This is a genomic window from Thiomicrospira sp. ALE5 (assembly GCF_900112445.1).
Classification (GTDB): Bacteria; Pseudomonadota; Gammaproteobacteria; order Thiomicrospirales; family Thiomicrospiraceae; genus Thiomicrospira.
The window spans coordinates 1,005,282-1,031,319 of sequence record NZ_FOYY01000003.1 but is presented as its reverse complement, the minus strand read 5'-3'; the positions used below and the strand labels follow the sequence as shown (position 1 = coordinate 1,031,319).

Sequence of the window (26,038 nt, the reverse complement as noted above, 5' to 3'; positions counted from 1 at the left end):
TTAACCCCAAAAGATTTGTTGTCGGGTTAAGTTTGATGGCATGTTTATCCATGCTCAGTCTATCGGCTCAAGCTGAAAATAATGCGGATGGTATATCGGCTGATATGGTGTTCGAAGCCCCGACTCGTCAAGCGGAACGTTTGCTGCTAGAGGTTTTGTATTACATTAAGCAGGGTGAGATGAATCTAGCTATGTCGCATGTGCAGGATTTAACTGAGCGTCACCCTGATTACCATTTAGCGCAAATGATCATGGCTGATTTATGGGCATTTCGTGCCGGTAACCTTGGTTTATTAGATCGAGTAGGAGAGCTTTACCCTATTACCGTGCGCCGGCTGCGTGAAGAGGCACAAGTGCGTTGGCAGTTTGCTCATTCAGATGAAAGCTTGGTAAAAAATTTACTGCACTCTTCAGTGCTTAAAGTTGGCCAGCAGCCGCATCTTGTGTTAATTAATCTTGCTAAAAGCCGGTTATATCTATACCAAAATCAAAGTGGTGAGCTTAATTTGATTACAGACTACTACATATCGATGGGTACAGCAGGCGCCGGAAAAGAAAGAGAAGGGGATCGCAAGACGCCTATTGGTGTGTACCATATTACTGATTTTGTCGCGGGAGAGCGCTTAGCCGATTTGTATGGTTATGGTGCATTGCCACTCAACTATCCTAATATTTGGGATCAGTCTTTGGGTAGAACGGGGCATGGTATTTGGTTGCATGGTACGCCCAGCGATACGTTCAGTCGGCCGCCACAATCTAGTCAAGGTTGCGTGGTGTTGAATAATGACGAGATGGGCAGCTTGGTATCAAAGTTTAACGTATCAGTCGCTACACCAGTGATTATTGTTAATCAAGCGGAAGACTTGTTGTTTTTAGAGTCGGAGCGTTTAGAGGTATTAAATGAAGTGCAACATTGGCTTGCTAACCAAGGTGAACGCTTTAATTGGGCCGATGTAAGCGTTTATGCCTACCCGAATGAATTACAACTGTACTACGCAACTTTTCCAGATGTGCGCCGTGATGAGCATCTCATTCATCAGTATTGGCGTCGTGATGAAGAGGGGGCATGGCAGTTGGTATTGCAAAGTACCGATCCAATACAAATTGCAACGCGATTAAATTAGTTTGCTAAATATCAGAAGTCGGCCTCGTAAGACTCAAGCTTATCATCAACCCAGTCCACCATATCTTGCCATATTTGGACGATTTCTTGTTGACTGGGTAAGACACCTGCCGCTTCAAGTTCAATAGTCAGTACCGGGATATTCAGGTGTTCGCCTGCGTAACGACCAAGCGATCCTGGAAAAGTACCAAGCTGTTGTAGCGTTAAATTGCCGAGTTTATCTGGCCGTGCAAAGTCAGGTCCATCGTAATCCAATAAGCCATAAGGTGCGTGCACCGAAATAATCGCGTCGGGTTGAAAGGTTTTAATAATGTCTACTTGCCATTGTGTTTCAGGCTCGCTAGCTGCACTGGCACCAGGGTGGCGTCGCGCATTGCGTCGAGCATGGCTTTCCCAAAATTGCAAAGCAAGTTCGTCCCAATCAGGTGTCGGAAAATTACGGTTTAAATCAACGCCATTTGCATTGGTGCGGGTTGAGGGCTGTTTATACAAGCCATCTGGGTTAGCTAGGGGTAAAAATAGCCAGTGATGCTTTATGGTTTCTGGGTTAGCAAGCATTGCTCGCATCCATAGATAGCCAATGCTTATCGCTGAAAATTCATCTCCATGTACTCCGCCGATGACAAGAATCCTAGCGCCTGGTCGTTGTTCGTTCATCGGTATAAATTCTCGATGCACCAGCTTGCGTCCTTCAACGCTTTGATAATGACTGGTCTGTAGGTCAAATGCCAGGCAGCCTTCTTTGGTTACTGTTCTGAGTTTATTTGCCCAATCTTTACAGTAATTGAGCATGACCGTTTCTGCTTTGTTTACAGTTGACTCCGGGTTGGCCATCGCCCCATGCCAGGTTATGCAGGCTAAGAGGAAGGGTATCCAGTATTTGATTGGATAAAGTTTGAACATGGTGGCTATTTTCATGGTTAAAGTTAAAATAAGACTATTATAAAATCATTATTAATATTGTGTCCTATCAAAACTCATGTGAGTGCCTATTAAGACCTAGGAGAAACGTTTGAACAATAAAATACTACTGGTCGAAGATGAATCAGCCTATGGCGAGATGTTGCAAAAAATTTTAGCGTCAAAAGACTATGAAGTTGTGCTCACCGCTAACCGAGAACAAGCCTTAGCATTCTTTGCCAAAGAGGGTGCGACTGTTTTTTGCGTGCTGCAAGATTTAGGCTTGCCCCCTTGCACTGACTCGATTGAAGAAGGTTTGGCATGTATGACTGATTTAATTGCGATTCAGCCCCAGTTAAAGGTCATCGTGTTAACAGGTCGAGATAGAGGCGAGGCCGGCGAACATGCTATTCGCTTGGGTGCGTTTGATTATTTGGAGAAGCCGGTTTCGCTCGATGCACTGGTAGTCGCCTTAGAGCGGGCTAAACTTTTTAACCAATCCGAAAACCGTTTGCTACAAGACGGTGTAGTGCCCATTAAGTTTAATGCTAACCTGGAGCAGGGCTTAAAGCTATCACGGGATAATTTTGAAGCGGAATTGGTTCGTCGCGTGCTGGAACAGTGCGATTTTAATATCCGCAAAGCCGCCGATATACTGGGTGTTAAGCGAGAAGGCTTGTACTATCTACTCAAAAAACATGATATCAGCCTGTTAAGGGAGGTTAATGACCTGCAGTGATTTTGAATACGACTGGGGTTAAGCCTAGTTGTTTGTATTGACGCCAGCGTTCTCGACCTGCTTCAATGCGTTCAGGTGACTGATCAAGCACTTCGACAGTGCGTCGGAAGCGCTCAAAGTGTGGATATAGCTCGGGATGCAGGTTAATTAATACATCTTGTTGTGGTTTGATAAGTTCGGAACCATGCAACAAGATACGACTAGGCTGGTGCCCCGCTAAGCTGTGGCCGATATAGCGTTCAGCAGGCTGTTGCCAGGCGATATGATCAAAGCGTTCTGCTTGCTCTTGTGTTTCAAAACGTACATCTGCACGGCGTTGTTGTTGCTGAATTTTGAGTAACAGTTTAGTTAGAAAGCGCTCACGGCTATGGGCATCAGCGCTGTCTAACACATAAAATACTAGGCTTGCTTCTTCAGTCGAGCTCATTGGGATAACTTTATGCTTGTTTAGATACAAGGTACTGGACTAATGCTGGAACGGGGCGCCCACTCGCACCTTTATTAGTACCAGATTGCCAAGCCGTCCCCGCGATATCGAGGTGTGCCCAGGCTACATCTTGGGTAAAGCGTGCCAAGAATTGTGCTGCGGTAATAGTACCCGCTTCACGCCCACCAATATTGGCCATGTCAGCAAAGTTTGACTTTAATTGTTCATCCCACTCTTCACCTAATGGTAACTGCCAAAAGCGATCGTAGGTATAGTCACTTGCAGTTTTAAGCTCATCAACCAGAGTCTGATCATTGCCCAGTATGGCTGAAACATGTTTACCTAGCGCAATAATGCAGGCGCCCGTTAAGGTTGCCATATCAATCACACATTTAGGTTGGTAAGTTTGTTGGGCGTAAGTGAGGGCATCACATAGGATTAATCGACCCTCAGCATCGGTATTTAAAATCTCAATAGTTTGCCCAGATAACGAGGTAACGACATCACCAGGTTTAATCGCATTACCTGCTGGCATGTTGTCGGTGGCTGGAATGATGCCCACTACATTGACATTTGGCTTAAGTTCGCCTAAAGATTTAAAGACACCGAGAACGGTTGCCGCACCGCACATATCATATTTCATTTCATCCATACCAGCGCCAGGCTTCAGTGAAATACCGCCTGTGTCAAAGGTAACTCCTTTACCGACCAGTGTAATCGGTGCGTCTGTTTTTTCTGCGCCCCAATACTCTAAGCAAATCATTTTCGGTGGCGTGACCGTGCCCTGCGCTACGGCCATAAAAGAACCCATGCCCATCGCAATCATTTCATCGCGCTCTAAAATAGTCGCTTTAAAACCATAATCTTTGGCAAGTGCAGTGGCGGTGTCGGCTAGATAGCTGGGTGTGCAAATATTGCTTGGTAAGTTGCCAAGGTCTTGGGTGAGCGCCATGCCTAATGCACTCGCTTGGCCTTGTTGTGCTGCGTGTGTTAGCGTGTCGTTCGCATCAAGAGGATAAATAATTTCAGTGATCGCCGACTGTTTGGGGGAATGCTCGCCACGGCTTGGGTGGCTGTATTCATAAAAGTTGCGCTGCCAGTTTTGGGTGTGTTGTAGTACTGACCAGGCCTGGTTGCAGCTAGATGGGTAATGTAATACGCTGGCATCGATTATCTGTTTGGCACCGGTATTTTCAAGTGCTTTGATCGCAGCGCTTTGTGCACTCAGCGATTTTTTGACGGTTAGTTTGTCACGTTCACCTAAGCCAACGAGTACTAGGCGTTGCGGCGTGTCGCTATAGACGGTGCGCGTTTGTGCGAGTTTGCCACTAAAATCACCTTGTGAAATGAGTGGCGCGACCAAGTGCTGAACACCAAGCTTTGCCAAAATAGGGTCGTCAAGTTCGTTTTGATAGAGTGAAATGATCAGAGTGTCAGTGAGTTTGGGGGTGGCAGAAAAGTTAAGTGCCAATTTTTTCATCGCATGATTCCTCTAAGATTAGTGTCTCACCAAGTCAGTGAGCTTCTACTGTTATAATGCACACTATTCTAACTTGAGAAGCAATTTTTGTGCGTATTCTCGATAAATATCTTTATAAAGAGTTGTTGTTAACACTGTTTGCTGTGTTATTGGTATTGTTGCTGATTGTATTTGGCACGGAGGCTACGCGATTATTGGCGATGGCGGTAGAAGGCAAGCTACCCGCGACTATTTTGGGTCAGGTTTTAATGTTACAACTGCCCGCCGCATTAGAAATGGTTTTGCCTTTGGTTGTATTGCTGAGCGTGTTGATTGCCTTTGGGCGTTGGTATCAAGACCGCGAAATGGTGGTGTTGCAGGCTTGTGCTGTATCACCGCAATACTTAGAGCGCCGGTTGCTGTTGTTTTTAACCCCTTTGGCAATATTGATGGCATGGATAACCTTGTTTTTAACGCCCTGGGCAGAAAAGCAAGAGCGCGAACTCATCTATCAAGCGACGGTACAAGCACCATTGTCCGGGTTGGTTGCCGGGCGGTTTAATAGCTTGCCACAGGGGCAGGGGGTGCTGTATGCCCAGCGCATTGATAGCAATGGTCAGATGCAGCAGGTTTGGTTGCAGCAACAAACCCTTGAGGGAGACCGCTTAATTGTTGCACCGAATGCACGTTTTGAATGGCGTGAAAATCGCCTAGCGTTAGTTATGCTTGATGGCTGGGCTTATGAGGGCTTAGTGCAAGGTGATAGCTTGCAAGTCCGGCAGTTTGAGCGTTTTGAAGGCTTCTTACCGGCCATGCCTGCTCCCACTATTACGCCTCGACTAGAAGAAAGCAGCTTGACGGATTTGTGGCATGCTGCAACCCCCGAAGCGACCGCCTTATTGCAGTGGCGTTTGGTGATGCCATTGAGTGTGTTAGTACTCGGCTTGGTTGCTTGGCGCATGAGTAAAACGGATCCACGACAAGGGCGATTCGGTAAGATTTTTTTGGCTATCTTCATATACATACTCTATCTGCAGCTCCTATTTACGTTTAATGGTTGGCTGCGTCAAGGGATTTGGCCTAGTTGGCCTGGATTATTTATTGTGCCGGTATTCACCTTATTATTGTTGTGGTTATGGCCTAAATGGCGGCAATTAAGGAGACTGGCGTGAAAAAAATAGAATGGTATTTAGCCCAGCAGTTAGTTCTTCATATTGGCCTAGTCATGATGGTGGTGTTGATTATTCTCGGATTTTCAGAGTTTATGAATCAAGTCACCAATTTGCGCGAAGATTATACGCTGGGTAGAGCCGCCATTTTTTCGTTATTAAAAATGGTGGTGTTTGCTTATGAGGTGTTTCCAATTGCGTTATTAATTGGTACCTTGTTGGCGTTGGGCGGTTTAGCGAATCGTGCCGAACTGACTGTCCTAAGGGTAACGGGCTGGTCGGTTAAGCGCTTGTATTGGGCAGTCATAAAAGTCGTATTAGTGATGTGGCTGCTGATGGCGTTAGTTGGCGAATTTTTAGCGCCAATAAGTGAAAGCTATGCCACGCAAATGCGAGCAGAATCCTTAAACCGCTCTTTGTCACTGGGGGGGCGTGAAGGCTTTTGGCTGAAAGAGCCTGATCAGGTCATTCAAATTGAACGTGTTGTATCGCCCACACAGTTGCGCAATATTACGCTATACCAATTGGAGGATGATCAGTTAGTGTCATGGATTCAGGCGCCGAGTGCCTATTTTATTGATGAGAATACTTGGCAGCTTGAGCAGGCCTGGTTACAGACTTTGACATGGCAAAGGGTTGATGATTTATCGCTTGAAATAGGCACCGTATCCAGAATGAATTGGTCTCAAACGCCACTTGAGGATGCAAGACTTCAACTGCCCGTTGATGCCGATTTGATTCAAAAGCTCCAGTTAGACCCACGTTACATGCGACTTGATGAGTTACAGCGATACATTCAGTTTTTAGCAGATAACAACCTGGACGCGCATGTATATCAGTTAGCCTACTGGCAAAAGTGGTCGGTGCCGATTACGGTGATGGCAATGATTGCGTTGGTATTACCTTTGGTGTTGGGTTCAACACGATCGGTGAGTATGGGCCAGCGTATTTTTGTCGGTTCGTTAATTGGGTTAGGGTTTTATTTATTAAATCAGTTTGTGGGTAATATGTCGGTGGTTTATCAATTTCCAGCGCTGCTTGGTGCATTTCTGCCGTCTATATTACTCTTGCTGATTGCGTTATGGGCGTTGAGGCGGGTGCGTTTAGAAAAAGGCGCCAGCAGGAAACTGGCGCTAGGAGCATAGATTACTGACCTATCTGCGCATAATAATGCGCAAGTTGTTCAATTTCGTCATCCGTTAAGTTCTGTGCAACATTGCGCATGGCCGCATTGACGTCATTGTTACGGCTACCATCACGGTAGGCCTTTAGCGTGCGAATGGTATAGTCTACTGCCTGGCCTGCTAGGGCTGGGAAGGTGTCGCCATTCCCTTCTCCTTGAGCACCATGACAGGCTGCACAGCTGATAATCATGCGACTCATGTCACCTGTGGTGACTAGCTGTTCTGTACTCGACTCAATACTCACTGTCGATGTGGTATTAACCAAGGGTTGCTGTGCCGCATAATAACGAGCAAGATCGCTAATGTGTTGGTCGGTCAACTCTTTGCTTAGGTAATGCATGATCTTCGCTTGGCCGTAAGGCTCTGCACGATGATTATGGCGATAGTCTAGTAATACTTTACGCAGATAGTTTTCGGGCTGTGCGTTCAGGTTCACATAGGTATGTGAACGAAATTCGCCTTCGACACTATGGCAAGCAATACATAAAAACTGATTTGCAACACGTTCGCCACGGATTTCATCGCCCTCTGGTAGTGCAGTAAGCGCATCGCGCAAACGGGCATCTGTCCAAGGTGTGGGGCGATCTTGTAGGGTCTGTGCGACCGCAGAAATACGCGTTAAGTCAAGCGTGTCATCGTGACTCGTGGCTGACAGTTGCGCAGCAGATTCACTCTGAGTGGTCATCTTGTCATTGGCGCTGCTAGGTGCATCCGACTGGCCGCAACCTGCTAAAGCAAGGGCAAGCCCTGCAGTTAAAGCCGACATAGAGAAGGTTTTAAATTGTGTTTTCATGAGGATTCCTTTCACGCTTAACCGAATACGTCTTTAACAAATGCACGATGCCAGTTTTTCTGGTAGGTCGCTTCTAAAATAGGTTGGCCGGGTAAATCAGTAATGGGTGACACACCTGATGACTCCCCTTTTGCCACGATGCGGTTATCAACAACTTCATAGATCGCTGAAATACTGATGCCATAGTTGGAGCCTACTAAGCTGTAGCAGACATTGGCGAAAATCGCAGCGGGCTGTTCTTCGCCGCGAAGCTCAGCGGCAATCGCACGGGCGCAGACTTTCGCCTGGGTGTTAGCGGCATTGCCAGACTTAGGCATTGCGTCAGCAATGGAGCTATCGCCTAATACATACACATCCTGTTGAATAGTCGATTCAAACGTATGACGGTTGATAGGGCACCAGCCGCTATCGTCAGTTAGGCCAAGTGTTTGAGCAATTTTGCCAGCACGTTGGTTAGGAATAATGTTGCACGCATCATATTTAACCGGACCACCGTCGCTAAACAAGGTTTTGTTGGCGGCATCAATGCCTGTTACACGGCCACCTTGATCAAGTGATACCCAATCAATTAAGCTATCATCCGTACCGTAGCCATACAAGCGCTGCCATGCGGTTTGGAAAGGGGTGAACTTCGAGTGAGAGTTTTTAGGGTCTAGAATGATAATCTTACCGGTTGGGTTGTGTTTTTGCATCCATTCTGCAAATAAAGAAATGCGCTCGTAAGGGCCTGGTGGGCAGCGGAAGTTGCCAGCAGGGGCGCTCATTACAAACACGCCGCCTTGCTTCATGCTTTGAAACTGGTCGCGGAGCATCAGCGTTTGTGGTCCTGCTTTGTAAGCGTGTGGCAATTGTGTATTGGCTAGTTCAGCACTATGGCCTTCGTAGTCTTCAAAACGGAAGTCAATACCGGGAGACATCACGAGTTTGTCGTACTTGATTTCATCGCCTTTGGCGGTACGTACTATTTTACGATCAAAATCGACCGCGGTAGCGCTATCAAATACAAAGCCAATACCATATTGGTTGCGCAGGGTGTCGTAAGAAAAGGTCAACTCATCAAGTGTGTGAAGGTTGACCATGACATCATTAGTGCGAAGACAGGTAATGTAGTGATCATTTGGTTCAATAACGGTGATTTTGACATCGTCATGTGCAAAACGTAAATATTTGGCAAAGGTTGCACCGCCAATCCCGCCACCAATAACAACGACATGCTGTGCGTTAGTTGCGTAGGCTTTGTGTGACGCGCCAAACAAACCTGTTCCCGCAAGTGCAGCCGCGCCAAATGTTTTGATTAATGTGCGGCGATTGATGGGCTGATTAAATGTCGAATTAGTCATGATTTAATTCTCCGGTCCATTGGGTTTTGGGTTGCGCAGCAAACCATTGAGCCATTGCGGCAATTTCATCGTCAGTGAAGCCTTTGGCTACCCGATCCATAATGACCGCAGCGCGTTCTCCACGCTTAAACTGCTGCATCACTTCAATAAAATAATCGGCATCGAGCCCGGCTAGGCCGGGCATGGATTCGCCAAATTCACGGCCGTTAGTGCCATGACAGGGTGCGCAGAGCCAAGCCATTGCTTCAGGGTCATAGCGGAGTTCATTGTTGTCAGGGTGAGCAAGAGCGCTTTGGCTGAACAGCAGGCCTGCTGCAACCAACATAAAAGCTTTCTTTGTCATGGTCTTGTCCTTAAAGGTCTATGTATAAAATCTTTGAGATAATACAATAAGGCAAGCTTATGATCACATCACTATAATTTATTGAACGCAATAGGTATATTTTATGGCGCCATAAAAAGCCCGCTATAAGCGGGCTGGTGGAAGAAAGCAAGGGTGTTTAGAATTGGAACTTTTGGGGTCGGCTTTGCTGGGAATGCAGCGGCGCAACAGCCGTTTCAAATAATGATTCATCAACCCATTCTTCCTCACTAATGCGGGTGATTAAGATGGCTGAAATGGCCGGTGCTTCGCCAACAAAGGCAATAAGGCGGCCACCTAAAGTAAGTTTTTTTCGGTACGCTTCAGAAATTTCGTCAACAGCACCAGTGAGAACAATAGCGTCATATTGTCTGCCATCAGGCCAATCTTGGCTCGCATCCCCCTGGTGTAATTCAATATTATTTAAGTCAGCTAAGGATTTTTTGGCTTGTGCAGCAATGCTGGCGTGCCATTCAATGCTTGTTACTTTGTCTGCTGCATGGCTTAATAGTCGCGTAAAGTAGCCTAGTCCTGTACCGATTTCCAGAACGCTGTCTTGCTTAGAAATGTCTAACGCCTGTAGTAACTTAGCTTCAATTTTGGGGCTTAGGGTCAATTCACCCTCACCAATAGGTAGTTCAAGATCACTGTATGCGAGTTTTTGTTGATGCTTTGGCATATAAAGGTGACGAGGGTGTGCGTCAAGTAACGAGAGAACATCTGGATCAAGCACTTCCCAGGGGCGAATTTGCTGTTCAATCATAAAAAAACGGGCTTGGTCAAAATTCATCGCGCTTCCTTACAGTTTTTGTTACAAAAATTTTGTCAATTATAACGATTTTAGTCTAAGTTCGTGACTTTTAACTGAAATTCTAAACATCAGCGCACTCAAAAAATGATGTGTGGTATTATTATCGGCCTAATTTTATTATGTTTTTTCATTTTTTTAATGTGTCAGGTGACGTAATCATGCCAATTATAACTTTGCCAGATGGGGCTCAGAAAACCTTTGATCAAGCGGTCAGTGTGCTTGATGTTGCAGAATCGATCGGTGCAGGACTAGCGAAGGCAACTGTAGCGGGTCGTGTGAGTGGTCGTTTGGTCGATGCAACTGACATGATTACCGAGGATGCTGCGTTAGAAATTATTACCTTGAAAGACCCAGCGGGTTTAGACATTATGCGTCATTCCTGCGCACACTTGCTGGGTCATGCGTTGAAACAACTTTTCCCTCAGGCCAAGATGGCCATTGGGCCGGTAATAGAAAACGGCTTTTATTATGATATAGATGCACCAGAGTCCCTGACCCCTGATGATTTAGTTGCGCTTGAAAAGCGCATGAAAGACTTGGCTAAAACGGGCTATCAAGTTAAAAAGGTCATGACGCCACGTGATCAAGTTATCGAAACCTTTAAAGCGCGTGAAGAAGACTACAAGCTGGAATTGGTTGCGGACATGCCGAACGAAACAGCGTTTGGTCTATACCATCACGAAGAGTATGTTGATATGTGCCGTGGACCGCACGTGCCGAATATGAAGCATATTAAAGCGTTTAAGTTGACACATCTGGCCGGCGCCTATTGGCGGGGCGACTCTAACAATAAAATGCTTCAGCGTATATATGGTGTGGCGTTTGCGTCAAAACAAGAGCTTAAAGACTACTTGCTCATGATGGAAGAAGCGGAAAAACGCGATCATCGTAAGCTAGGTAAAATGCTGGATTTATTTCATCTTGAAGATATTGCGCCTGGTATGGCGTTTTGGCATCCAAAGGGTACGATGCTGTATCGTGTGGTTGAAGATTATATGCGTCAGCAAATTCATGAAAACGGCTATGAAGAAATCCGCACCCCGTTCATTATGGATCGTATCCTGTGGGAGAAGTCTGGCCACTGGGATAAGTTCAAAGACAATATGTTTACCACCCATACCGAGCACCGTGATTATGCAGTGAAGCCGATGAATTGCCCCGGGCATATCATGGTTTATAACCGCCAGCTGCATAGTTACCGTGACCTGCCTGTGCGTGTAGCTGAATTTGGTACCGTGCATCGCAATGAGTCGTCAGGTACCTTGCATGGATTAATGCGTGTGCGCTCGTTTACGCAAGATGATGCGCATATCTTCTGTACCGAAGATCAAATAAAAGACGAGGTGCAAGCGTGTATCAACTTGGTTTATCAAACCTATGCAGATTTTGGCTTTGATAAGATTGAAGTGAAGTTTTCCACACGTCCAGAGCAGCGGGTAGGTAGTGATGCGGTATGGGATCAAGCGGAAGCCGCGCTAGAGCAAACCTTGCACGACGCTGGACTGGATTTTGAATTGCAACCCGGTGAGGGCGCGTTTTATGGCCCTAAAATCGAATTTTCGCTTCGTGACTGCATTGGCCGAGTATGGCAATGTGGCACCATTCAGCTTGATTTTTCGATGACCCAAGGTGAGCGTCTGAATGCAGTATATGTAGGTCAGGATAATGACAAACATCATCCGGTTATGATTCACCGCGCCATTCTTGGCTCACTTGAACGTTTTGTAGGTATTTTAATCGAGCATTATGAAGGGCGCTTCCCAACTTGGTTGGCTCCGGTTCAGCTTGTTATTGCACCTATTTCCCAAACCCACAGTGAATATGTCACCGAATTTGCCGAAAAACTAAAAAAACAAGGCTTTAGAGTCGAAACGGACTTGAGAAATGAGAAGGTTGGGTTTAAAATTCGCGAGCATACTCTTCAGCGTGTTCCTTATATTCTTGTTGCCGGTGACCAAGAAGTGGCCGACCAAACCATTACGGTGCGGGCACGAAATGGTGAAAATCTCGGTTCAATGACCTTGGATGCTCTGTTGAGTCACTTGTCTGTTGATGTTGCTCAATTAGGTCGCAACGTTTAACAGCCGCAAGATTAATTTAGCAGGAGGATAAGGCTATCGCTGTAAGAAGAGGTCGACCAAGACCACAACAACCCGAGTTACCGAAAGATAATATTAATGACGCTATTACCGCTAGAGAAGTGCGTCTAATTGATGCCGAAGGTGAGCAAGTCGGAGTTGTCTCCATCGCAAGCGCTAAGGCAATGGCCGAAGAAGCGGGATTGGATTTAGTTGAAATTGCAGCGAAGGCTGAACCGCCTGTTTGCCGAATAATGGATTACGGTAAATTCATTTATCAGCAACAAAAAAAGCAGCACGATGCGAAGAAAAACCAAAAGCAAGTGCAAGTTAAAGAAGTTAAGTTTCGCCCAGGAACTGAGGAAGGGGACTATCAGGTCAAGCTTCGCAACCTGATGCGTTTCCTTGAGCAGGGTGATCGGGTTAAGGTAACCATTTGGTTCCGCGGCCGTGAGATTACTCATAAGGAACTGGGAATGAAAATGTTGGAGCGTGTTAAGGGTGATGTTGAAGAGGTTGCGACCGTTGAACAAGAACCCAAGATGGAAGGTCGTCAGATGCAAATGATGATTGCGCCAACAAAAAAAGGTAAATAGTTTCGACTAGATACCGCCACAACAATCGGCTTCAGTAGTAATACTGTCGACTGGTGCAGCTCCCTCAGTGCTGTTCGTTGTTCCGACTGATTCAATGCTTATGTATTGAGTCTTATTGTTTAAGGCAGATGAAAAGATGGTGAATCTTATTCATCCAAATGCGGAGTTTGCAATGCCAAAAATTAAATCACATAGTGGCGCAGCTAAGCGCTTCAAAAAAACCGGTTCAGGCCGTTTCAAGTGTAAACAGTCTCACTTGCGTCATATCCTGACTAAAAAATCAACTAAGCGTAAGCGTCAGTTGCGTGCGCCTAACATGATCCATGACCATGATGTGGCAATGGTTCGTCGTATGTTACCGTACCTATAGTCAAGGAGATAAAACATGGCAAGAGTTAAAAGAGGCGTTACCGCCCGTGCAGCGCACAAGAAAGTATTGAAGGCTGCGAAAGGTTACTACGGTGCCCGTCGCAAGCAGTTTACCACAGCAAATCAAGCTGTTATCAAAGCGGGTCAATATGCTTACCGTGATCGTCGCCAAAGAAAGCGTCAATTCCGCCGTCTTTGGATTGCGCGTATTAACGCGGCAGCACGTATCAATGGCATGACTTATAGCCGTTTTATTAATGGTTTAAGCAAAGCAGGAATCATGGTTGATCGTAAGGTATTATCTGATATTGCGATTCATGATGCTGCAGCATTTGCGGCCATTGCAGCTAAAGCAAAAGCTGCATTAGCCTAAATTGTTGTCCAACGGATGTGAAAAGGGGGCGTAAGCCCCTTTTTTGTCGTTTATAAATAGGTCGTAAGATTCAAAAAAAATTGATAAGGGTTTTGACTAGATCTTATTAGCGGCATCTGGTTAAAAGTTTCATCAATATTTTTTGTTTAGGAAGCAGGGCATGCAAGATAAACTTACCGCAATTTTAGCGCAAGCCAAAGACACCATTGAGCGCGCAACGCAGCTTAGTGAAGTCGAAAAACTTCGTGTTGATTTACTGGGTAAAAAGGCGGAAGTGACCGCCTTGATGAAGACATTGGGTCAGTTATCTGCTGAAGAACGTCCATTGGTGGGGCAGCAAATTAATGATGTTAAACAGGCGATTCAGCAGCTCATTAGTGATAAAAAACACGCGCTAGAAACCGCTAAGATGGCCGCAGATTTAGCCCGTGAAACGATTGATGTTACGCTGGCTGGGCGTGATTTAGATTTGGGCGGCCTGCATCCGGTCACCCGGACATTAAGACGCATTGAGCAGCTGTTTGCGAAAGCTGGCTTTGATGTCGCGACCGGACCAGAAATTGAAGACGATTGGCATAATTTTGGTGCCTTAAACATCCCTGAAACCCATCCCGCCCGTGCGATGCACGACACCTTTTATATTGATGAGAGCACTGTACTGCGTACCCACACGTCAGGGGTGCAGATTCGGATTATGGAAAACCAGGCGCCGCCGATTCGGATTATTGCGCCCGGGCGGGTTTATCGCTGTGATTCTGATCAAACCCACACCCCGATGTTCCATCAAATTGAAGGTTTGATTGTTGAAAAGAATGCTAATTTTGCGCAACTGATGCAGTTGCTGACCGAATTCCTACAGCACTTCTTTGAGGACGACCAACTTAAAACACGCTTTCGTCCGTCTTATTTTCCGTTTACTGAGCCTTCAGCAGAGGTCGATATTGCCACTGAGTTGTTTGGTGCCGGTCGTTGGGTGGAGGTGCTAGGTTGTGGCATGGTGCATCCAAATGTACTTCGCAATGTCGGTATAGACCCTGAAGAGTATACCGGCTTAGCCTTTGGATTAGGCGTCGAACGCCTGGCTATGTTGCGTTATGGTGTAAAAGACCTGCGTCAATTCTTTGAAAACGATCTTCGTTTTTTAAAGCAATTTCAATAAGTCCCAGCAAGCAAAAACGAGAAGAAGATGAAATTAAGTGAACAATGGTTAAGAACTTGGTGTAACCCTAACTGGACAACACACGAGCTATCAGAAGCGCTAAGCCTTGCGGGATTGGAAGTGGATGATGTCGCGCCGGTTGCGCCTGATTTTAGCGGTGTGGTGGTTGCTGAAGTCGTCAGTGTGGACGCGCATCCTGATGCTGAAAAACTGCGTGTTGCGCAGGTGAATGTCGGTGATGAGGCGTTAGTACAGATTGTTTGTGGTGCGCCTAACGTCCGACCAGGCATCAAGGTGCCTTGTGCCAAAGTCGGCGCGGTTTTGCCAGATAGTTTTAAAATCAAAAAAGCAAAATTACGTGGCGTTGAGTCTTTTGGCATGCTCTGTTCGGCGACTGAATTAGGACTTGAGCAAGATTATGATGGTTTGTGGGAACTTTCTGCCGATTTATCCGTGGGTGAAGATATTCGTTCTGCGCTAGCCTTGGACGATCAATTAATTGAAGTGGATTTGACGCCTAACCGTGCCGATTGTTTAAGTGTTGAAGGTTTGGCTCGTGAGTTAGCGGTTGTAAGCCATGCGCCATTGCAGACTCCGTTTGAATTGTCACCGCTCACCCTGAACGGCAGCTGTCCACAAGCCGTGGTGATCGAGGAGCAGCAGGCCTGCTTAACTTACCTAGGCTGTGTCGTAACGGACTATAACACCCAGGCGACTACTCCGGACTGGGTGACGCAACGTTTGATCCGCAGTGGTTTGCGACCCATTTCCTTGTTGGTTGATATTACCAACTATGTGATGCTGGAACTCGGTCAGCCTATGCATGCCTTTGATGCGGATAAGCTGCAAGGTCCAGTACGAGTCCGTTATGCCCAAGCCGGTGAAGAGCTGGTAACCCTTGATGAAAAAACGCTACAACTTTCACCCAATACGCTGGTGATTGCCGATGATCAAGGTCCGCTTGCGCTAGCCGGGATTATGGGTGGACTTGCTTCCTCGGTTACGGAACAGACTCAACGTCTATTCTTTGAGTGTGCCCATTTCACGCCGGATGCAATAGTCGGTAAAGCACGTCAATATGGTTTGCATACCGATTCTTCACATCGTTTTGAGCGCGGTGTCGATCCAGCATTACCTGCAAAAGCGCTGACTCGCGCCCTGAATTTGCTGCAAGCTATTGCCGGTGGTCAGGTCAGCGAATGGGTTGTTGCGGGCCACTCCATTGAAGAGGGTCAGTCGACCAAGCCAGCAATTATGCTGCGTCGCAGTCGTGTGACCCAACTATTGGGCACCGCGATTGAGGATAGCTTTATTAGCCAGTTGTTGGCGCGCTTGGGGTGTCAGGTCCTTGCCGATGACCAGGCCTGGTCAGTCACTCCACCGACCTACCGCTTTGATTTGACTATTGAAGTTGATTTGATTGAAGAGATTGCGCGCGTCTATGGTTATAACAACCTTGCGGTTAACCAAGCTGCGATGCCACTTAATCTAAAACCCCTGCCAGAATCTGAACAAGAGTTGCATAGCTTACGGATGGCACTGGTGGGCCGGGGTTATCATGAAGTCATTAGTTATAGCTTTGTTGAAGAGTCAGCGGTGCAGCAGTTAAGCCCTGAGATTCCTTATGTGCAAATTAAAAATCCGATCTCGGAAGATATGAGCACGATGCGCACATCCCTGTTTCCAGGCCTTCTTGGCGTACTAAGCTATAACCAAAAGCGCCAACAATCGCGGGTGCGTATTTTTGAAACCGGTCTTATTTTTTCATTAGAAGACGGTCAAATGCAGCAGGTACCGGTCCTGGGTGGGTTGATTTATGGCCAAGTGGCACCGGTGAGCTGGCAGGCAAGTAATCGTAAGGTCGATTTTTACGACCTTAAAGGTGATGTTGAGGCCCTATTAGCCATGAGTCACTTGCATGATCAGGTCAGTTTTGCCCCCGCGCAAAGTCCGGAGTTCCATCCAGGTCAATGTGCACATATTCACTATGCTGGCCAAACCATTGGTTTAATAGGCCAATTGCATCCGCAATGGCTTAAGCCCTTTGGAGTGCAAGGGCCGGTATTTATGTTTCAGATTTTCCAGGATAGCTTGTTAACCAAACAAGTGCCACAGGTAACAGGTATTTCTAAATTCCCCGAAGTGCAGCGTGATCTAGCCTTTGTTGTTGACAAAACCTGTCCAGTTTCAGATTTGGTTTCGGCCATAAAGTCATTAGAAAATACGCTCATAAAACATATTCAAGTTTTTGATGTATATGAAGGAACAGGGTTGCCAGACTCACAAAAGAGTGTGGCAATCAGTGTAAAAATACAACATAATGATAGAACCTTGACTGACGAAGAGGTTGATCAGTTGATTCAACAAGTTATCGAACGAGCGCATCAGCGCGTTAATGCTAGCTTGAGATAAAGGAAGATCATGGGAACCTTAACAAAAGCAGATATGGCTGAAAAATTATCAGATATGTATGGCTTTAACAAGCGTGAATCAAAAGACCTAGTCGAGCAGTTTTTTAATGAGGTGACAGAAATATTGGTGAGTGGCGAATGTGTCAAGATTTCTGGATTTGGGAATTTCGAGCTGCGCGATAAAGCGTCACGGCCAGGCCGTAACCCGCGTACAGGCGAAGAGGTGGCGATTTCAGCTAGGCGGGTAGTCACCTTTAAACCTGGTCAAAAATTGCGTATTCAGGTGGATAACTACACAGGCTAAGTGATGGACAAACATCCCCAGCAGTTGCAAATAGATATTGAGCTTCCAGATAAAAAATACTTTACCATTGGTGAGGTGAGTGAGATCTGTCAGCTTAAATCCCATGTGTTGCGCTACTGGGAACAAGCCTTTCCTCAGCTTAAGCCGAGTAAGCGTCGTGGTCGTCGCTATTATCAAAAAGCGGATTTATTGCTTTTGTTAGAAATTAAAAGTTTGTTGCATGACCAAGGCTTTACTATTCCCGGCGCCAAAGCTCGGTTAGACCAAGTTCATTCTGCTAAAGGCGTATTGGCGGAGCAAAGTCTTGATGCGCCACAACAGGATATGCTGAGCCGCATAACCCAACTTCATCAAGATGTGGTTGAGTTTAAGCACTATATTCAACAAACCTACTAAATTCCGACTAGCGCGCTAAATGCGCGTTCACTTCCCGATAGACCCAATCGACATCAATTGCATCCATACACACCGGATTGTTACAGGGTGTTTTACGATGATTGGCGGCACTGACGCAGGGCGAGCAAGCCAGTCCGGCAAAAATAGCGGTGCTATTACCTAAAGATCCATAAAGCTTGGGTGTTTCTGGGCCAAATAATACAAAGGTTTTAAGCGGGGTAATGGCAGAAAAATGCCCCGGACCGGAATCATTGGTCACCATTAATTCACTCAGGGTATAGAGCATCGGCATTTGTTGTAATTTGAGCTGGCCGGCAAAGTTAATGCAGCGTGGGTGAGCGATCTTATCTTTAAGTGTTTCTGCTTCATCAAATTCGGCTGGCGCGCCAGTGATTAAAATTACAATATCGTCATGGGTAGCGAGTAAACGCTGCATCAGACTTTCAAAATTGGCTTTTGGCCAACGGCGTTGCGGCAAGAGTTCGCTCGCGTTGGGATTGATCAGCACCAGCCTGTGAGGCTGAGTTGCATAACTCGGAAACAACGTACTAACTTTATCGCGCACCGGTGCCAGCTGCGCCTCATCAAAACGGACTTGGTCGAGTTTAATGTCACTGTCGGCAATGAGCACTTTAGAGAAGGGTTGCTCATCTTGATTAAGCGGTAACGCATGGATCAAGGCGATAAAGTTTTTTGCTATGTGTAGGTGTGGGTTATAGCTGACTTTATGGGTAAGTAAATGGCCACGGTAGAGGCCTTCACCATGAAAGTTGTGAAAGCCGACGCGTCGTGGCGCGAGGCTGGCAGCGGTCAGTAATGCTGATACGCGCGAAAACAACTCTAAATCGACGGTGGCATCAATTTTATTGCGCCGACACCAGGCAATAAAACGCAGACTATCCCAAATAAGTAAGCTGAGTTTATCTTCACGCAGGGTGAAAATATTCGCTTCGGGAATCGTGTTGAGCAAATCTAAACTGGGTTTGTTTTTGCTAAAAATAACAAAAAATAATTCGGCATTAAGCTCGCGGCGCGTTTTTTTCATCGCGGGGTCAGCCAAAATAGTACTACCCATTTCAGATAGTTCGACAAATAATACCTTAGTCGGCTTGCCCGCTTTTGGGCGTATCCAATCAACTAGTTTGGTAAATAGACTGGTTAGCACACAAAGTGGTATGCCAAGGTAGTAGTCTATTTTGCGCATCGTATCGACTTTCACGGTTTGACTCCCTATAAAATTTTATGTTTATTGCGCACATAAAATACCAGGCCTGGTAGTGCCGCAAAAATGAGCATAATGCCATATAAAATCGACATGGCTAATACGAGGGTAGCATCAATGCCTACCGACATAAATAAGAAAATGAGTGCACCTTCGCGTAAGCCCCAGCCGGCAAAAGACAGGGGTAGCACGGTTAATAAAATAGCCGGTGGAATCAGCACTAAATAGGTCACCAGGGGTTCGTTAATCCCAACGCTATGGCCAATCCCAAAAATAGCAATCATCGCCAACAGATGAATTAACACTGACAAACCCAGTTGCTGACTAATGCGTTTGGGTGTTTTATACACCAGCCGAAAGCGCTGAGACAAATCAAAAAAGAGTTTGGTAAAGGACCAGCGCTCAAGCAAGGGTAGTTTATGCAGGGCAAGCAAGACAAAAAACCCCAAAAAGGCCGCCAGGATCAGACCATTAACTAAGTAGAAAATCTCTGTGGGCAGTAAACTGGGATCAATCATATTGGCGACAAGGGTAATTAGTAGTAAACCTATCAGGCCGACAATGCGATCGATGAACACACCATAAAAGGCTTCACGTAACCGACCACCTTGCGATTTAACTTCTGCTACACGGTAGGCATCGCCGCCAATACTGGTGGGTAGCACCTGATTAAACATTGCGCCTTTAAAGTAACTTTTGACATAAAAAATCAGTGGGTGACTATAGCTTAGCAAGCCCATAATCAGGCTCCAGCGATAAGCAGCCACCAGTTGACTGGCAATCAAAAACATCAAGGCAAGTCCAAGCAACAGCCAGTCAGCGCCCAGAATGGTTTGAGTCACTGCCGCAAAATCTACTTTGTAGATTAGAAAGCCTAGAATCGCAGCAGAAATGAGGAGTTTAAGATAATTAGCCAAGGTATGTGAAGTCGAGTCGTGTTAATTGTGTTGTTTGGTATGCCGAAGTTGTTTAACTGTTGCATTATAGCAAACCTTTGCGCTGGCAGAGGTAGAGATGGTAGTAGACATAAGCTTGGGTGGCGTCCGGGTAGTCTATGCGCTCGAGTAACTGGCAGCGTTCAAAGCGCAGGGTAGCCTGGTCGCGCAGTTTGTCGCCATAGTTGGGCCAAATAAACAGCGCCTGCTCAGGCAGAATCTCGGGTAGCGGAAACCACAAATCAAATTGATCAATACGTCGATCATCGACATAGACAGGTTCGGGGTAGGCATACCAGGCTAGGCGGCTAGCATGGGTCCAGTTGGTGACCCACAAGGATACCGGTTGTTGCTGATCAGCCAGCTTGCTTTGCCAGGCTTGCGCGCGATCAACCACCTCCGGCCAGCCATGTAATTCTTGTAACGGATGATTGGGCGCCTTAGCCAGTTGTGGCATAACTAACAACAAATTAAGTGCTAAGGTTAGCCCCACCACCCAAATAGCGTGTATGACCACTAGGGTTTTAAGCCAGGCGCGCTGCCAATTAGCATAGAGCCAATGAATTAACAGTGGGGCTAAAAATAACCACGCCAACGCGGTCCAGTGCGGTAGGGTCATTTTATGACCGCCGCCATAACCAAATAGCATCAGGATCGGCAGCGCGAAGATAATCACCAAGCGAGCATTGGGTTCACGCCAAAAAAGCCACAGCCATAGGACGCTTAACAGTCCGCCGATGAATAATAACGGTCCATACACCACCAGTTGTGCTGCTTGGCCAGCAAAAAACCGACCCAATAGCCAATTTGGATCGCGGGTGCCATGGTCAAGTTGATAGCTAAACGACAGCCACTCATGTTGATAGTTCCACATCAATACCGGGCTAATCAGCAGCAAGGTCACCAACACGGCGATCCAGGTTTTTAATTGACTAAGCCAGTAAAAGCGTCGTTCGATTAGCATAATCAACAGCAGTGAGATCACCAGGGTAATCGCGGTATATTTTGACAGCGCTGCCAAGCCTAAGCACACCCCAAGGCCTAACCAGGCCTGCCAGCTATTGCTTTCGCGTATGTTAAGTAATGCCAGCAAGCTTAATAAGCTAAACAGAATCAGTGGCGATTCGGGCAGCGGGGCTAAGCCTAACAGCTGCATCATCACAGCGCTATTGACGAGCAACAAGGTCCAAAACCCTAACCAGGCCTGCTGCGGGAACAGCCTCAAGCTAACACGATAAAGTACCGCATTACTGAGCGCCCAAAGGAGTATCGCTGGCAAGCGCATTAACCACTCAGTTTGGCCCAAGCTGACCGATGGTATCAGCAGCCACCCTATCATCGGTGGATGATCAAAATAACTCAGCGCCGGATGCAGCGCATAAAGCCCATAATGAGCTTCATCTACGCTCAAACCGACTTGGCCGGCTAACCAAAGATGCCAGGCACTGATTAACAAAATCAGTACGCTACTCCATTGAGCGGCAGGTTGAGAGGGTAGGTAGCTGCGAAGAAACGATGGGCTTGACATGGGGTGTATAATACTCTTATTTATCTAGAAATCACAGCCAAGCTGTGTTTTGCGCTGAGGAGTGCTTCATGTCTGATGTTCCATTAACTAAACGTTCCGTTATGACCCTGTTTTCTGATCCACGTAGCCCGAATTCGCATCGTGTGCGCTTGGTGGCAAAAGAAAAAGACATTCCCATGGATGTAATCGAAGTTGATCCAGATAACTTGCCGGAAGATTTAGTTGAATTAAATCCTTACGCGTCCTTGCCAACTCTCGTTGATCGCGATCTTATTTTATATGATGCGCAGGTGATTATTGAGTATTTAGACGAGCGTTATCCACACCCACCTTTAATGTCAGTGGATCCGATTTCAAAAGCGCGTTCACGCCAGCAGTTGCGTCAAATTGAAACTGAATGGTATCCGTTAGTTGAAACCATTGTCCGTAATGAAAACGCGGATGCGGTTAAAGTTGCGCGTCGTGATCTAACCGAGCGTTTGATTCAAATGATTCCGGTCTTTGCGCATCGTCCGTTCTTTATGAGTGATGACTATACCTTAGTCGATGCCAGTTTAGCGGTATTGCTATGGCGTTTACCGTCATTGGGCATTGATTTACCTAAATCAGCGAAAGCCATTACCGACTATTCAAATCGTTTGATGGAACGTGAAATGTTTAACGAAAGCTTGTCTGATGACGAACTTGATATGAATGATGCCTAAGCCGTTTAAGGAGAGATGATGATTTCGAATCGTCCTTATTTAATTCGCGCGATTTACCAGTGGATTGTTGACAACGATTGGACGCCACATATCCAAGTCGATGCGAATTATCCAGGTGTGCTGGTGCCGCAACAGCATGTGCAAGATGGCGTGATTGTGCTTAATCTTGCGCCATCCGCGGTACAGGGTCTGGATATGGATAACGCGCTGTTTACTTTTCGCGCCCGTTTTTCCGGCGTTGAACAGCGTTTGGCTGTGCCACCGCAAGCCGTATTGGCGATCTTTGCGCGTGAAAATGGTCAGGGTATGCCGTTACCGCCTGAGCCTTATCCTGAGACGGCGTTGGCTGATGAAGGCGCGGATGCATCAGCGCCTAAGTCGGGCAAGCCTGCTAAGCCGGGGACTAAAAAACCTGGCTTACGCCGGATTAAATAGGTTATGGCCAGCTAGTCCTAGCTGGCTGCTTGTTTATCAGGTTTAGCAAAAGGTTCAATCACCTTAAGACCCAAAAAAGCGGCACTGACCGCTTTTTTTTGTGCCGCTAAAAACAGCAGTTTTAAATTCGGTCCGGCATCCATCGTAAAATACACTTCTACACCTTGCTGGCGTAATGCCCAAACTTTTTGCATAGCGATCACCGACTCGGCTTGCCAATAGAGTAGCGGCGGCCAGCTGGCAATCATCGTGGCATGCATACTGAGCGCATTGTGCTCGGCTGTTGCGCCTAGCCGGCTAAAATCCTGTTGTTGAATGGCGTTAATAATCACCGCTTTGTCGCGCTCTGCTTGCGCCGGCCAGGCACTGTAGAGTGCACAAGCTGCCGTGGTTTGTTGCATACCTGCGGTGGAGCCGACCGGCTTTTCAGCGACATCAATTTCAACCAGACCGACACAAAAATCCGGCCAAGGCGCATCTAAGGCTTCGGCAAAACTGTCTGAACCCTGCTCACTTTGCCCTGCATGCCAAATTGCAAAGCCAGGGAATAATGAGCGACTGGCGCTGCCACTGCCCAAACGGGCTAGTAAAGACAGCTGCGTGGCGGGAAGTTGCCAGTTAAATAAATCATTCAGCGCTAATACCAATGCGGCGTAGCCCGATGCCGACGAGGCTAGACCGGCGGCAGTCGGCACGGTGTTGTGCGTGACAACCTCAAAAAAAGGCACCTCAGCGGTGCGAAATAAATCCAAAAACTGACTCAGGCGGCGCGCAAACGGCTGATGTGCATCGAGTAGCTGACCATTTAAGCTGATACGATCTTGCCCCGTCGCGTGTTGGCTCGAATTGGATGCAAGCGGGCGCAGGGTCGTGTCGGTGCCTAGGCCAGGTAGGCTAATTGATACTGAGCCATTTTGCGGCAGATTTAAAATCGCATCCCGTTTGCCCCAGTATTTACTGAGCGCAATATTGACCGGCGCGTGACCTTTGCCCTCTAATTTTATGGACTTAGCTGGCGAGCAGGCCTGCTTATCTGTTGCGAGGACGGCTTGTACAAAAGCAACTTGACGTGGGTTAGGCGTGTTCATGGTGACTGTCCTCGCTGTGTGAAGAGGGTGAATCTGCAGAGTCTGTTAATTGCGCTAGGGGTTTTGTTCGCGGTGTCATGCTGGCACCTTGCGCGGTGATTGGCAAACAAAAATGCGGCCAAGCTTGCAGGGAGGCTTGTTGTAAGCCATGTTGTAAGCCATGTTGTACAGCCCCGGCATGATGGCTAAAGGCAATAATACAATCGCCCAACCCGGAGCCAGAAATTTTCGCAGCGCCCATGTTGGAAAGTTGGCTGACTAGGCTAATCAGGTGGTCAAGCGTCTTATCACTCACGCCAAGCTGAACCATGCAATCTTGATAGTCATTTACGCTGGCATAAAAGTCTGACCAGGCCTGCTGCGCTATTGCTTGATAAGCCTGCTGGGTAATCTGTCCCATCTGCTGGTAGAGCTGATCACGCTCAGTGGGTCGATGCTGCCAATGTTGGGCAACCCAAGCCAGCACCTCCGCCGTAGGCGTTTTATAGCCGGCATAGACTAGCCCAAGTTGCAAAGACGCATAATGCACAGGCGCGAGTGGGGTAATTTGCGGGGTCGGTTGCGCTGGGTTCTCAGGCTGTAGATAAACCAAACCACCATACAGACTGGCCGCGAGATCCGCCGCAGAGCCGCGTCCTTGACGCTGACGAATAATCCTGCGCCCCAGTTGCCAAAGTTCGAGCAGACTATACTGGCTGGCGGTAAGGGTATTTAAGCCCACTAAACAGGCTGCTAGCACGGCGGCCGAGCTGCCTAAACCAAATTGGGTGCCGATATGACTGCTAATGCGTAATTGCCAGCCCTGCTGTGCGTCACGCAGTGCCGGTGCGAAGGCGAGCAACGCACCACCCACAAAGCCCAGTTGCGGGTGAATTTCAAGCTGCGCTAAGGAGGTGGTATGTTGTGCTAGTTCACTATGAATCACCAGGTCGGTGGTATCTAGCGGTGTCCAATCAATCGTCAGCCACTGATCCAGTGCCGCCACTAATGCGGGTTGACCATAGACTACCGCATGTTCACCCATGATCATGGTATTGGCTGGCGCACGACTTTGCCACAAGGGGAGTTGCGTCATTTGCGTTCTCCGCTCGTGGCCAACTTCGTCCAGCTTAGCCCAGCTGAGCCAAGTTGAATGGGTTGTGCGCGCCAGCCCTGTGTTTGGCAAATCGCATCCGGTGGCGTGTCGCCGATATAAAGCAACACCCCACCGGCATCGCCCGCAACACTGCCAGCGCCACAGAGTTTCACACCGCCAAGCTGTTGCAGCTGTGCAATCGGTGCATCGAGTGCGGCGGGCACCACGCCGATCTGTCTAAGCAGTTGGTGATTGTGATTAAGCTGTTGTTTCAGGGCGTTAAGATCTTGGGCTAACCAGGCCTGCTGCATCCGTGCTGTGACCCGTTTAAATTCAGGCCAAATAGCCGCTTGCGCATCATAGCGTCGCGCCACATCACTGACACACTCACCGGTGCTACTGCACGGCGCACCGGTATCAATTAACCAAGCTGACAGTGGCCAGGATGGCAGGGCTGTAAGTCCGGTTTCGCGTTCGAATCGGCAGGCGCCGCCCAATGCAATGATGCTAGGATCAAGACCACTGGACCGTCCATGTTGCCAATTTTCGAGGTGTTGCGCCTGCTCAATTAGCTCGACTAAAGTGAGATTATCATTTGCATAGGGTAGCTGAGCACTACGCCACACGGCTAGCAGTGCTAGCAAGCAGGCCGCTGAACTGCCCAAACCGCGGCCTAACCAGGCCTGGGAACGGATTTGAATTGAGCAGGCCTGCTGCTGAATCATGGGTGGAATAGCGCCATGGCTTAAAACTAATATCACCAGGTCACTGGGACAACTGAGCAGTTGCTCAATCGCGAGCTGACCTTGTTGAAAGGCGTGGTAACGCTGCTGCAAAATCGCACCGCGCGCGATTATCCCAGCCCAGCTTAATGAATAGTGACGGGCAAAATCGATTAAATCCAGCGTTAAACCGGCTGGTTGAGTTGAATCTAGGGTTAGGGTGACCTGCGTGGGTAAATCAATGCTGGTGGCTAAGGCAGGGCAGTCATAGAGTACCGCATGCTCACCACTTAAAATGAGCTTGGCGGGAGCCTGCGCGTGCAGTTGCTCCCGCATC

Annotated in this window: 27 protein-coding genes; 14 read left to right on the top strand and 13 right to left on the bottom strand. The window is 47.4% G+C overall.

Going from position 1 to position 26,038, the window contains the following annotated elements:
- Positions 1 to 35: 35 nt before the first annotated feature.
- Positions 36 to 1,124, top strand: a complete 1,089-nt coding sequence (locus BM293_RS05030; protein WP_234968903.1) for a L,D-transpeptidase family protein — start codon at positions 36 to 38, stop codon at positions 1,122 to 1,124.
- A gap of 11 nt (positions 1,125 to 1,135) precedes the next feature.
- On the opposite strand, the gene BM293_RS05025 is transcribed toward BM293_RS05030, so the two are convergent.
- Positions 1,136 to 2,041, bottom strand: coding sequence for a M14 family zinc carboxypeptidase (locus BM293_RS05025; RefSeq protein ID WP_234968902.1), 906 nt, complete (start codon positions 2,039 to 2,041; stop codon positions 1,136 to 1,138).
- Between the two features lie 94 nt (positions 2,042 to 2,135).
- On the opposite strand from BM293_RS05025, the gene BM293_RS05020 reads away from it, so the two are divergent.
- Complete coding sequence (locus BM293_RS05020; RefSeq protein ID WP_093447277.1) at positions 2,136 to 2,762, top strand: response regulator; 627 nt, start codon at positions 2,136 to 2,138, stop codon at positions 2,760 to 2,762.
- Here the strand turns inward: BM293_RS05020 and BM293_RS05015 are convergent.
- Positions 2,746 to 3,189 (bottom strand): DNA polymerase III subunit chi, encoded by a 444-nt coding sequence (locus tag BM293_RS05015; protein WP_093447276.1) that lies wholly within the window; start codon positions 3,187 to 3,189, stop codon positions 2,746 to 2,748. The genes BM293_RS05020 and BM293_RS05015 overlap by 17 nt on opposite strands.
- 10 nt (positions 3,190 to 3,199) lie before the next feature.
- Positions 3,200 to 4,669 (bottom strand): leucyl aminopeptidase, encoded by a 1,470-nt coding sequence (locus tag BM293_RS05010; protein WP_093447274.1) that lies wholly within the window; start codon positions 4,667 to 4,669, stop codon positions 3,200 to 3,202.
- 89 nt (positions 4,670 to 4,758) lie between these two features.
- Between BM293_RS05010 and lptF the strand changes: the two genes are divergently transcribed.
- On the top strand, positions 4,759 to 5,820 hold the full coding sequence (gene lptF / locus BM293_RS05005) for an LPS export ABC transporter permease LptF (protein ID WP_234968901.1): 1,062 nt from the start codon (positions 4,759 to 4,761) through the stop codon (positions 5,818 to 5,820).
- Positions 5,817 to 6,962: an LPS export ABC transporter permease LptG gene (lptG, locus tag BM293_RS05000; protein WP_093447271.1), complete on the top strand. Its 1,146-nt coding sequence runs from the start codon at positions 5,817 to 5,819 to the stop codon at positions 6,960 to 6,962. Before lptF ends, lptG begins: the two co-directional genes overlap by 4 nt.
- A 1-nt stretch (position 6,963) precedes the next feature.
- Here the strand turns inward: lptG and BM293_RS04995 are convergent, their stop codons facing one another.
- The 4 genes from BM293_RS04995 to BM293_RS04980 all read right to left on the bottom strand — a co-directional run bounded on the left by BM293_RS04995 (position 6,964) and on the right by BM293_RS04980 (position 10,285).
- On the bottom strand, positions 6,964 to 7,794 hold the full coding sequence (locus BM293_RS04995) for a c-type cytochrome (protein ID WP_093447270.1): 831 nt from the start codon (positions 7,792 to 7,794) through the stop codon (positions 6,964 to 6,966).
- Between the two features lie 17 nt (positions 7,795 to 7,811).
- Positions 7,812 to 9,134 (bottom strand): NAD(P)/FAD-dependent oxidoreductase, encoded by a 1,323-nt coding sequence (locus tag BM293_RS04990; protein WP_093447268.1) that lies wholly within the window; start codon positions 9,132 to 9,134, stop codon positions 7,812 to 7,814.
- A complete protein-coding gene (locus tag BM293_RS04985) occupies positions 9,127 to 9,477 on the bottom strand; it encodes a c-type cytochrome (RefSeq protein ID WP_093447267.1) in 351 nt (116 codons plus the stop codon). The genes BM293_RS04990 and BM293_RS04985 overlap by 8 nt, the downstream gene beginning before the upstream one ends.
- Before the next feature lie 157 nt (positions 9,478 to 9,634).
- A complete protein-coding gene (locus BM293_RS04980; RefSeq protein ID WP_093447265.1) occupies positions 9,635 to 10,285 on the bottom strand; it encodes a protein-L-isoaspartate O-methyltransferase family protein in 651 nt (216 codons plus the stop codon).
- 179 nt (positions 10,286 to 10,464) lie between these two features.
- On the opposite strand from BM293_RS04980, the gene thrS reads away from it, so the two are divergent.
- From thrS to BM293_RS04940, 8 genes are all read left to right on the top strand, one after another.
- Positions 10,465 to 12,387 carry a threonine--tRNA ligase gene (gene thrS / locus BM293_RS04975; RefSeq protein ID WP_093447264.1) on the top strand — a complete coding sequence of 641 codons (1,923 nt, stop codon included), beginning with the start codon at positions 10,465 to 10,467 and terminating at the stop codon, positions 12,385 to 12,387.
- A 35-nt stretch (positions 12,388 to 12,422) separates the two neighbouring features.
- On the top strand, positions 12,423 to 12,980 hold the full coding sequence (infC, locus tag BM293_RS04970; protein WP_093447262.1) for a translation initiation factor IF-3: 558 nt from the start codon (positions 12,423 to 12,425) through the stop codon (positions 12,978 to 12,980).
- Between the two features lie 172 nt (positions 12,981 to 13,152).
- Positions 13,153 to 13,350 carry a 50S ribosomal protein L35 gene (gene rpmI / locus BM293_RS04965; RefSeq protein ID WP_013835962.1) on the top strand — a complete coding sequence of 66 codons (198 nt, stop codon included), beginning with the start codon at positions 13,153 to 13,155 and terminating at the stop codon, positions 13,348 to 13,350.
- A gap of 15 nt (positions 13,351 to 13,365) precedes the next feature.
- Positions 13,366 to 13,722, top strand: coding sequence for a 50S ribosomal protein L20 (gene rplT / locus BM293_RS04960; RefSeq protein WP_093447261.1), 357 nt, complete (start codon positions 13,366 to 13,368; stop codon positions 13,720 to 13,722).
- Positions 13,723 to 13,882: 160 nt separating this feature from the next.
- Positions 13,883 to 14,881, top strand: coding sequence for a phenylalanine--tRNA ligase subunit alpha (gene pheS, locus BM293_RS04955; protein ID WP_093447259.1), 999 nt, complete (start codon positions 13,883 to 13,885; stop codon positions 14,879 to 14,881).
- A gap of 27 nt (positions 14,882 to 14,908) precedes the next feature.
- A complete protein-coding gene (gene pheT / locus BM293_RS04950; RefSeq protein ID WP_093447258.1) occupies positions 14,909 to 17,293 on the top strand; it encodes a phenylalanine--tRNA ligase subunit beta in 2,385 nt (794 codons plus the stop codon).
- Positions 17,294 to 17,302: 9 nt separating this feature from the next.
- Complete coding sequence (locus tag BM293_RS04945) at positions 17,303 to 17,596, top strand: integration host factor subunit alpha (protein WP_093447256.1); 294 nt, start codon at positions 17,303 to 17,305, stop codon at positions 17,594 to 17,596.
- A 3-nt stretch (positions 17,597 to 17,599) separates the two neighbouring features.
- Complete coding sequence (locus BM293_RS04940; protein WP_093447255.1) at positions 17,600 to 17,992, top strand: MerR family transcriptional regulator; 393 nt, start codon at positions 17,600 to 17,602, stop codon at positions 17,990 to 17,992.
- A 7-nt stretch (positions 17,993 to 17,999) separates the two neighbouring features.
- Here BM293_RS04940 and BM293_RS04935 read toward each other — a convergent pair whose 3' ends face one another.
- The 3 genes from BM293_RS04935 to BM293_RS04925 all read right to left on the bottom strand — a co-directional run bounded on the left by BM293_RS04935 (position 18,000) and on the right by BM293_RS04925 (position 21,677).
- The gene (locus tag BM293_RS04935) at positions 18,000 to 19,211 is read right to left on the bottom strand and encodes a glycosyltransferase family 9 protein (RefSeq protein WP_093447253.1); all 1,212 of its coding nucleotides are present in this window, start codon (positions 19,209 to 19,211) and stop codon (positions 18,000 to 18,002) included.
- Positions 19,212 to 19,222: 11 nt separating this feature from the next.
- A complete protein-coding gene (locus BM293_RS04930; protein ID WP_093447252.1) occupies positions 19,223 to 20,131 on the bottom strand; it encodes a lysylphosphatidylglycerol synthase transmembrane domain-containing protein in 909 nt (302 codons plus the stop codon).
- A 64-nt stretch (positions 20,132 to 20,195) separates the two neighbouring features.
- Positions 20,196 to 21,677 (bottom strand): ArnT family glycosyltransferase, encoded by a 1,482-nt coding sequence (locus BM293_RS04925; protein WP_093447250.1) that lies wholly within the window; start codon positions 21,675 to 21,677, stop codon positions 20,196 to 20,198.
- 68 nt (positions 21,678 to 21,745) lie between these two features.
- Between BM293_RS04925 and BM293_RS04920 the strand changes: the two genes are divergently transcribed.
- Both BM293_RS04920 and BM293_RS04915 read left to right on the top strand, forming a co-directional pair.
- Complete coding sequence (locus BM293_RS04920; protein WP_093447249.1) at positions 21,746 to 22,381, top strand: glutathione S-transferase N-terminal domain-containing protein; 636 nt, start codon at positions 21,746 to 21,748, stop codon at positions 22,379 to 22,381.
- A gap of 18 nt (positions 22,382 to 22,399) precedes the next feature.
- Positions 22,400 to 22,816, top strand: a complete 417-nt coding sequence (locus tag BM293_RS04915) for a ClpXP protease specificity-enhancing factor (protein WP_093447247.1) — start codon at positions 22,400 to 22,402, stop codon at positions 22,814 to 22,816.
- 17 nt (positions 22,817 to 22,833) lie between these two features.
- Here BM293_RS04915 and mvaD read toward each other — a convergent pair whose 3' ends face one another.
- Genes mvaD through BM293_RS04900 form a run of 3 tightly spaced genes read right to left on the bottom strand, consistent with a single transcriptional unit; the run spans position 22,834 to position 26,037 of the window.
- Positions 22,834 to 23,904 (bottom strand): diphosphomevalonate decarboxylase, encoded by a 1,071-nt coding sequence (gene mvaD / locus BM293_RS04910; protein WP_093447246.1) that lies wholly within the window; start codon positions 23,902 to 23,904, stop codon positions 22,834 to 22,836.
- Entirely contained in the window at positions 23,891 to 24,979 is a 1,089-nt protein-coding gene (locus BM293_RS04905; RefSeq protein ID WP_093447244.1) for a mevalonate kinase family protein, read from the bottom strand. Before BM293_RS04905 ends, mvaD begins: the two co-directional genes overlap by 14 nt.
- Positions 24,976 to 26,037 (bottom strand): mevalonate kinase family protein, encoded by a 1,062-nt coding sequence (locus BM293_RS04900; RefSeq protein WP_093447243.1) that lies wholly within the window; start codon positions 26,035 to 26,037, stop codon positions 24,976 to 24,978. The genes BM293_RS04905 and BM293_RS04900 overlap by 4 nt, the downstream gene beginning before the upstream one ends.
- Between the last annotated feature and the right edge of the window lies 1 nt (position 26,038).

What these genes read in the sequence shown, in the direction of transcription:
- mvaD (WP_093447246.1), bottom strand. Translation starts at nt 23,904, where the DNA reads ATGAACACGCCTAACCCACGTCAAGTTGCTTTTGTACAAGCCGTCCTC.
- BM293_RS04985 (WP_093447267.1), bottom strand. Translation starts at nt 9,477, where the DNA reads ATGACAAAGAAAGCTTTTATGTTGGTTGCAGCAGGCCTGCTGTTCAGC.
- BM293_RS05015 (WP_093447276.1), bottom strand. Translation starts at nt 3,189, where the DNA reads ATGAGCTCGACTGAAGAAGCAAGCCTAGTATTTTATGTGTTAGACAGC.
- BM293_RS04920 (WP_093447249.1), top strand. Translation starts at nt 21,746, where the DNA reads ATGTCTGATGTTCCATTAACTAAACGTTCCGTTATGACCCTGTTTTCT.
- pheS (WP_093447259.1), top strand. Translation starts at nt 13,883, where the DNA reads ATGCAAGATAAACTTACCGCAATTTTAGCGCAAGCCAAAGACACCATT.
- BM293_RS05025 (WP_234968902.1), bottom strand. Translation starts at nt 2,041, where the DNA reads ATGAAAATAGCCACCATGTTCAAACTTTATCCAATCAAATACTGGATA.
- thrS (WP_093447264.1), top strand. Translation starts at nt 10,465, where the DNA reads ATGCCAATTATAACTTTGCCAGATGGGGCTCAGAAAACCTTTGATCAA.
- BM293_RS04905 (WP_093447244.1), bottom strand. Translation starts at nt 24,979, where the DNA reads ATGACGCAACTCCCCTTGTGGCAAAGTCGTGCGCCAGCCAATACCATG.
- BM293_RS04915 (WP_093447247.1), top strand. Translation starts at nt 22,400, where the DNA reads ATGATTTCGAATCGTCCTTATTTAATTCGCGCGATTTACCAGTGGATT.
- rplT (WP_093447261.1), top strand. Translation starts at nt 13,366, where the DNA reads ATGGCAAGAGTTAAAAGAGGCGTTACCGCCCGTGCAGCGCACAAGAAA.
- BM293_RS05030 (WP_234968903.1), top strand. Translation starts at nt 36, where the DNA reads ATGGCATGTTTATCCATGCTCAGTCTATCGGCTCAAGCTGAAAATAAT.
- rpmI (WP_013835962.1), top strand. Translation starts at nt 13,153, where the DNA reads ATGCCAAAAATTAAATCACATAGTGGCGCAGCTAAGCGCTTCAAAAAA.
- BM293_RS04980 (WP_093447265.1), bottom strand. Translation starts at nt 10,285, where the DNA reads ATGAATTTTGACCAAGCCCGTTTTTTTATGATTGAACAGCAAATTCGC.
- pheT (WP_093447258.1), top strand. Translation starts at nt 14,909, where the DNA reads ATGAAATTAAGTGAACAATGGTTAAGAACTTGGTGTAACCCTAACTGG.
- BM293_RS05010 (WP_093447274.1), bottom strand. Translation starts at nt 4,669, where the DNA reads ATGAAAAAATTGGCACTTAACTTTTCTGCCACCCCCAAACTCACTGAC.
- BM293_RS04945 (WP_093447256.1), top strand. Translation starts at nt 17,303, where the DNA reads ATGGGAACCTTAACAAAAGCAGATATGGCTGAAAAATTATCAGATATG.
- BM293_RS04900 (WP_093447243.1), bottom strand. Translation starts at nt 26,037, where the DNA reads ATGCGGGAGCAACTGCACGCGCAGGCTCCCGCCAAGCTCATTTTAAGT.
- BM293_RS04995 (WP_093447270.1), bottom strand. Translation starts at nt 7,794, where the DNA reads ATGAAAACACAATTTAAAACCTTCTCTATGTCGGCTTTAACTGCAGGG.
- BM293_RS04925 (WP_093447250.1), bottom strand. Translation starts at nt 21,677, where the DNA reads ATGTCAAGCCCATCGTTTCTTCGCAGCTACCTACCCTCTCAACCTGCC.
- BM293_RS04940 (WP_093447255.1), top strand. Translation starts at nt 17,600, where the DNA reads ATGGACAAACATCCCCAGCAGTTGCAAATAGATATTGAGCTTCCAGAT.
- BM293_RS04990 (WP_093447268.1), bottom strand. Translation starts at nt 9,134, where the DNA reads ATGACTAATTCGACATTTAATCAGCCCATCAATCGCCGCACATTAATC.